A 416-nucleotide genomic window follows, 5' to 3' on the forward strand; every position below is an offset into this window, starting at 1 on the left:
GTCAGGCCATTGTGGCCGTTGACCGGCAGACCTTGGGCGTTGGTCAGCGTCACGGTGTAGGTGATCTGGCCACCTTCGGACACAGTGCTCTTGTCGGCGGTCAGGGTCGCGACGACTTCATTGATGGTATCGGTGATCTGCACAGTGGCGTTGCCACCGAGCTCCAGGTTTTCGAAGGTCTTGCCGGTGACTGCGGCATCGGTGATGCCGACGGTCAGCGAGCTGCCATCCTTGAACACATCGTCGCCCTGGGCGGCAGCCTTGTACTCGGTCTGGGTTTGACCGGCCGGGATCACCACCTTGTCGCCGTTGCTCAGAGTCACGGTCAGGTCCTGCGCCAGTTTCTGGCTGACCTTGACGGTGAACGACGGCTGCTGGTCTTCAGTGACATTGCCGTTGCCGACGATGGTGACGGT

1 protein-coding gene is annotated in these 416 nt (G+C 61.3%); it reads right to left on the reverse strand.

Annotation, left to right across the window (positions count from 1 at the left end; translation table 11 throughout):
- A partial coding sequence (locus tag OH705_RS26875) for an immunoglobulin-like domain-containing protein (protein ID WP_267303387.1) occupies nucleotides 1-416 on the reverse strand: 416 nt, incomplete at both ends.

The organism is Pseudomonas sp. BJa3, from assembly GCF_026343815.1.
GTDB lineage: Bacteria > Pseudomonadota > Gammaproteobacteria > Pseudomonadales > Pseudomonadaceae > Aquipseudomonas > Aquipseudomonas soli.